Source organism: Saccharopolyspora mangrovi (assembly GCF_035320975.1).
GTDB lineage: Bacteria > Actinomycetota > Actinomycetes > Mycobacteriales > Pseudonocardiaceae > Saccharopolyspora > Saccharopolyspora mangrovi.
Map to the genome: position 1 here is coordinate 21488 of NZ_JAWLNX010000041.1, position 6107 is coordinate 27594.

Below are 6107 nucleotides of genomic sequence, written 5' to 3' on the forward strand. Positions count from 1 at the left end.
CCTTCAGGTGTCAACCGGCCGAAGTGGACTTCTGGGTTTCGTCCGCGCCGATGCGGACGGAGGGCACTCCGAGCTTGTCGGCGGAGTGGGTGGAGCAGAGCACGACCACCGCCATGCCTCCTTCGGCGCGGGTCGTGGCCAGGGAGTACCAGAGCTGCGGGTCGTCGCCGTGGCGGTCGGGGCAGTCGAGCACCAGCGCGCGCGTGGTGCGGGACTCGCAGGCCAGGTCGACCAGCAGCCGGGTTCGCTGGTGCGCTGTGAGGTTGTCGAAGCGGACGTCGCCGGGGAGTTCGCGCTCGTCCAGCCAGCCGCGCACCTTGCGGCGGGACGAGCCGCGCCCGGCCAGTGACAGGCCCTCGGCGACGACGTCGCGGACCTGCAGGGCGTCGTCGGGTTCGGTGATCTGCGGCGCGTCGACGACGGAGACCGCGCGGCGCAGCTTGTCGGGATCGGCCGAGCCGTCCAGCCGGACGCTGCCGGAGCTGGGCTTGAGCCGCCCGGACAGGGCCAGCGCGAGCGCGGTCTTGCCGGTTCCGGCCTCGCCGGTGACCAGCTGCACCTGCCCGTCGGCGACCCGCAGTGAGGTGGGGGCCAGCAGCGGGCCGTGCGCGCCGATGACCTCGACGCCGGTGGCGACGATCTCCACGCCTTCTCCTCGATCCTGAGACCTGCTGCGCTGCCCCAGGATCGAGGGGTCAGCGCAGTGCGGTGGCCGGGCGCACCTCCCACATCGTCCACAGTGGCCGGTAACCCTGCCGGGGCCAGAACACCGAGGACAGCGGATTGGGAGGGTTGTAGTACAGGAAGCTGCCGATGGCGCCTCGGCGCGCGAACTCGTCGTGCACCACTGCCATCAGCTGGCGGCCGATACCGGTGCCGCGCGCCTTCTCGTGCACCGACACGCAGTTGATGTAGGCCCACGAGCCGGGGCGCAGCCGGTAAGCCCGCGGGGACTTGCCGGTGTCGATCCAGCCGCATTCCGCGACCGCGACGGGCGTGCCGTCCTGCTCCGCGAGCCAGACCGGATCGTCGGAGTGCAGGCGCACTCGGGCGGCGGTCCGCTTCAGCTGCGCGGCATCGGAGCGGTACGTGGCGGTTCCGACGAGGGCGGCGTATTCGAGCTCGGCCAGGGTGAGCTCGACGACGGCGTCCAGGTCGGCCGGTCCCGCGCGACGCACCTTTACGGTACCAGACAGTTCCGTATCTGCCACCGGGGCGGGTGATCGAATCGCCAGCACCGACAACGGCAGGAAACCGTGGTCCAGCAACGCCCTCGTGCCCTGCACGTCCCGGCTCGGCCAGACCACCATCGCCGAGGAGTTCGGCCCCGGGTCGTCCCGCTCGGCCAGCCACGCTCGCCACGCGCCCAGCAGCGCGTCCAAGCCCGCGCGCGGGTGCTCGCCGACGATCGGGAACAGCTCGAAGGCCTCACCGGCCTGCCACAACCCGCGCGCCGAGCCCTCCGGGTTGGAGGTGTGCGTGACCAGCCCGGCCACCGCCTGCCCCTCGGCGGTCCGCGCCGCGACCGGCTCGGCGTTCGACGGCACGAACTGGTCTTGCGGTAACTCCGGGTCCAGGGCGGCGAACCGCGCGAACTGGGCCTCCATCAAATCCTGCGCGGTCGCCACCGGGGGCTCCTCACATCTGTCTGGGGCGAGCGACGAAGTCGTTACGTCGTTTCACCACCTGATCGGTCGGCACCGCCGCGGGTTCTCAGCGGTTCGCTGGTGAGGACGCCGCGACGCCGTGTACTGGCATACATCAGGAGCGGCGCCCGGAGCCAGCGGGCCGCTGAGGTTCCCTACCCGCGTCGCCGAGCAGGCCGACCACGAGACATCTCAGTCGACCGTGCAGACGAAGATCGCTGTTCCTGGGAACAGCCTGCCTCGGAGCGGGCTCCACTGGCCCCAGACCTGAGCGTGCCCCTCGGGCCACTCCGGTTCGACGAGATCGGTCAGCCGCAGCCCGGCGCCCGCCAGCTCCCGTACGAAGTCGCCCAGCGTGCGGTGGTGCTCGACGTAGGTGGCGCGATCGTCGCCGTCGATCTCCAGGTAGGGGGTGCGGTCGAAGTAGGAGTGCGTCGCGGTCAGGCCGGTCGGCCCCGGATCGTCCGGGAAGATCCACCGCATCGGGTGAGTGATGGCGAACACCCACGCGCCGCCGGGGCGCACCACCCGGGCCACCTCGCGGAACACCGCGCCCACGTCGGCCACGAACGGGACCCCGCCGAACGCCGAGCAGGCCAGGTCGAAGCTGCCGGTGGCGAAGGGCAGCAGGTCGGCGCTGGCCTGGACCAGGGGAACCGAGGTCCCGGTGCGCTTCCCGGCGTCGAGGGCGTGCCGCAGCATCCCGGCGGAGATGTCCAGGCCGACGGCCTCGGCGCCCTGGCCGGCCAGCCAGCGCGCGCACGACGCCGCGCCGCAGCCGATCTCCAGCACCCGCTTGCCGCGCACCTCGCCCAGCAGCCCGGCCTGCTCCTCGCGCAGGCCCTCCGGGCACCACACGAAGTCGTCGTCGCCCAGGAAATCGCCGTGCTCGGCCTGGTAGTCGTCGGCGTCGGCGTCCCACCACAGGCGGTTCGCCGAGCGCGACTCCGCGGCGTCCACCGCGCGCTTGCGCACGCCAACGGTCCCCAGCAACAGCTCAGCCGAGCTATTCTGGGAATCGGCGCTCTCCGGCTCGTCGGGACGTGTCAAGGATTCTCCCGGGGCGTGGATGCTGGGCGGACGTGAAGAGATTGTGACGTGCGTCCGACAGGCGTCCGCCGCCCAGGGGCACCGCGGTTTGCCCGGCGATCGAGAAAGCGCGTACGATACCGCCCGCGCCGTGGGTCTTTTTCTCGTCGGCTTCTGCGCCCCGGGTCACACCGAGGTGGCGAAGGTCGGTCGGCAAACGGAATCCGCAGGTCCGGCAGCAATGTCGGACTGGACGAAACCGGCCACGGCGCGGCACAAACGTAGAACCAGCGACCAACCTATCCGTACCGGAGCAACCCACCTGATGTCCACCGACACCACCACCGTCCCGACTGCAGCCGCCACCAAGCCGCAGGTCGCAGTGAACGACGTCGGGACGGAGGAGGACTTCCTCGCCGCCGTCGACCAGACCATCAAGTACTTCAACGATGGGGACATTGTTGAGGGCACCATCGTCAAGGTCGACCGTGACGAGGTGCTGCTCGACATCGGCTACAAGACCGAGGGCGTCATCCCGTCCCGGGAACTGTCGATCAAGCACGACGTCGACCCCGCCGAGGTCGTCACCGTTGGTGACTTCGTCGAGGCGCTTGTTCTCCAGAAGGAGGACAAGGAAGGCCGGCTGATCCTCTCCAAGAAGCGCGCCCAGTACGAGCGCGCCTGGGGCACCATCGAGGAGCTCAAGGAGAAGGACGAGCCCGTGCGCGGCACCGTCATCGAGGTCGTCAAGGGCGGCCTCATCCTCGACATCGGGCTGCGCGGCTTCCTGCCGGCGTCCCTGGTCGAGATGCGCCGCGTCCGCGACCTGCAGCCCTACGTGGGCCGCGAGCTCGAGGCCAAGATCATCGAGCTGGACAAGAACCGCAACAACGTGGTCCTGTCCCGCCGCGCCTGGCTGGAGCAGACCCAGTCCGAGGTCCGCAGCGAGTTCCTCAACCAGCTGCAGAAGGGCCAGGTCCGCAAGGGCGTCGTGTCCTCCATCGTCAACTTCGGTGCGTTCGTCGACCTCGGTGGAGTCGACGGTCTGGTGCACGTCTCCGAGCTCTCCTGGAAGCACATCGACCACCCGTCCGAGGTCGTCGAGGTCGGCCAGGAGGTCACGGTCGAGGTCCTCGACGTCGACATGGACCGCGAGCGCGTCTCCCTGTCGCTGAAGGCCACCCAGGAAGACCCGTGGCGTCAGTTCGCCCGCACCCACGCGATCGGCCAGATCGTGCCGGGCAAGGTCACCAAGCTGGTGCCGTTCGGTGCGTTCGTCCGCGTCGACGAGGGCATCGAGGGCCTGGTCCACATCTCCGAGCTGGCCGAGCGCCACGTGGAGATCCCGGAGCAGGTCGTCCAGGTCGGCGACGAGGTGATGATCAAGGTCATCGACATCGACCTCGAGCGTCGCCGGATCTCCCTGTCGCTGAAGCAGGCCAACGAGGGCTTCAGCCCCGACTCGGAGTTCGACCCGACTCAGTACGGCATGGCCGCTGAGTACGACAACGAGGGCAACTACATCTACCCCGAGGGCTTCGACCCGGAGACCCAGGAGTGGCAGGAAGGCTACGAGTCGCAGCGCGAGGAGTGGGAGCGCCAGTACGCCGAGGCGCACACCCGCTACGAGAAGCACATCGCGCAGATCACCAAGGCTCGCCAGGCCGACGCCGAGGCCGCGGCTGCCGCGGCCGCCGGTGGCGGCGAGGAGCAGCCGGCTCCGACCGGTGGCGGCAACTACTCGTCGGCTTCGAACGAAGAGCAGCAGGACAGCGGCTCGCTCGCGAGCGACGCCCAGCTGGCCGCCCTCCGCGAGAAGCTCTCCGGTGGTGCGTGAGCACTGACGCCTGACGGCTGAAGTCCGACGCGGCCCCGCATCCCCCGTGGATGCGGGGCCGTCTCGCGTCCGGGGGCGGTTCTGGACGGGCGGTCCGGGCGCGAACTGCACCTCACAGACGCTCGCCCGCCTGGCAGGATGTAGCGCATGTTGCGGGTGGGTTTGACCGGAGGCATCGGATCGGGCAAGTCGACGGTGGCTCGGCGGCTGGCCGAGCTCGGCGCGGTGGTGATCGACGCCGACGCCCTCTCGCGCGAGGTCGTCGAGCCCGGCAGCGCCGGACTCGCGGAGCTCGTGGAACGGTTCGGCGACGGGATCCTGGACGGCTCCGGCGCGCTGGACCGGCCCGCGCTGGCGGCCAGGGCGTTCGCCGACGAGCAGTCCAGGCTCGACCTCAACGCGATCGTGCACCCCAAGGTCGCCGAGCTGACCGCGCGTCGGATGGCCGAGGCGCCCGCCGACTCGGTGCTGGTGCACGACATCCCGCTGCTGGTGGAGGCCGGGTACGCGCCCAACTACCACCTGGTGATCATCGTGGACGCCGCCGAGGACGTCCGGGTGCGGCGGCTGATCGAGCGCGGGCTCGCCGAGCAGGACGCCCGCGCGCGCATCGCGGCGCAGGCCACCGACGAGCAGCGCCGCGAGGTCGCCGACGTCTGGCTGGACAACGGCGGCGCGGTCGAGGACCTGCTGGCGCGCGTGGACGAGCTGTGGCGCGACCGGCTGGTGCCCTTCGAGGAGAACCTGAGGCTGCGGCAGCGCAGCGCGTCGAATTCGCCGGAGCTCGTCGACCCGGACCCGGCGTGGGCCTCCCAGGCGCGGCGGCTGATCGCCCGCGTTCAGCGGGCGGCGGGGGAGCGCGCGGTGCGCGTCGACCACATCGGTTCCACCTCGGTGCCGATGCCGGCCAAGGACGTCATCGACCTGCAGCTCACCGTCCGCACCCTCGCCGACGCCGACGCCCTGGCGGAGCCGCTGGGCGAGGCGGGCTTCCCCCCGCTGCCCGGCATCGACGGCGACACGCCGCACGACTTCGCCCCGGAACCCGAGCAGTGGTCCAAGCGCCTGCACGTCTCAGCCGATCCGGGCCGCTGCGCCAACCTCCACGTCCGGGTCGACGGCACTGCAGCCTGGCGAGTCGCGCTCGTCTTCCCGTCCTGGCTCCGAGCCGACGCCGAAGCCCGCGAGGACTACCTGGCCCTCAAGCAGCAGGTCGCCGAGACCCACGCCAACGACCCCGACCACAACGGTTACGCCGAGGCCAAGGAACCCTGGTTCGCCAACAACCTCCCCCAAGCCCTCACCTGGGCCAACACCACCAACTGGACCCCCTGACCCCAGCCTTCCCACCTCGGGTCCCACGATTTCAATGGAAATCAGATTCCCGGTTTCATTGAGGTGATCTCAGTAAGGTGCCTGGCAGGGGTGGCCGTGGGGTGATCGGTAGGGGTGGCAGGGGGCCTGCCTGATGGAGTGGGACGTGGGGGCTCCTGGTAGAAGAACTCCGACCAAAGATGATCTTCACCAGGTAAGGCCCCCACGTGATCACCTATCGTGCCATCCTCGATGTTCCTCGTGATCTCGCCCTGTATCTC

5 protein-coding genes are annotated in these 6107 nt (G+C 70.2%); 2 read left to right on the forward strand and 3 right to left on the reverse strand.

Translation table 11 applies throughout. The annotated features are described in order from the left end of the window. Positions 1 to 10: 10 nt before the first annotated feature. The 3 genes from R4I43_RS33375 to R4I43_RS33385 all read right to left on the reverse strand — a co-directional run bounded on the left by R4I43_RS33375 (position 11) and on the right by R4I43_RS33385 (position 2696). The gene (locus R4I43_RS33375; RefSeq protein ID WP_324269718.1) at positions 11 to 646 is read right to left on the reverse strand and encodes an ATP-binding cassette domain-containing protein; all 636 of its coding nucleotides are present in this window, start codon (positions 644 to 646) and stop codon (positions 11 to 13) included. Positions 647 to 695: 49 nt separating this feature from the next. Next, complete coding sequence (locus R4I43_RS33380; protein WP_324269719.1) at positions 696 to 1628, reverse strand: GNAT family N-acetyltransferase; 933 nt, start codon at positions 1626 to 1628, stop codon at positions 696 to 698. 210 nt (positions 1629 to 1838) lie between these two features. Further along, positions 1839 to 2696 (reverse strand): class I SAM-dependent methyltransferase, encoded by an 858-nt coding sequence (locus R4I43_RS33385; protein ID WP_324269720.1) that lies wholly within the window; start codon positions 2694 to 2696, stop codon positions 1839 to 1841. A gap of 304 nt (positions 2697 to 3000) precedes the next feature. Between R4I43_RS33385 and rpsA the strand changes: the two genes are divergently transcribed. Then, positions 3001 to 4512 carry a 30S ribosomal protein S1 gene (gene rpsA, locus R4I43_RS33390; RefSeq protein WP_324269721.1) on the forward strand — a complete coding sequence of 504 codons (1512 nt, stop codon included), beginning with the start codon at positions 3001 to 3003 and terminating at the stop codon, positions 4510 to 4512. A 147-nt stretch (positions 4513 to 4659) separates the two neighbouring features. Then, positions 4660 to 5847 carry a dephospho-CoA kinase gene (gene coaE, locus R4I43_RS33395; protein WP_324269722.1) on the forward strand — a complete coding sequence of 396 codons (1188 nt, stop codon included), beginning with the start codon at positions 4660 to 4662 and terminating at the stop codon, positions 5845 to 5847. Positions 5848 to 6107 lie beyond the last annotated feature (260 nt).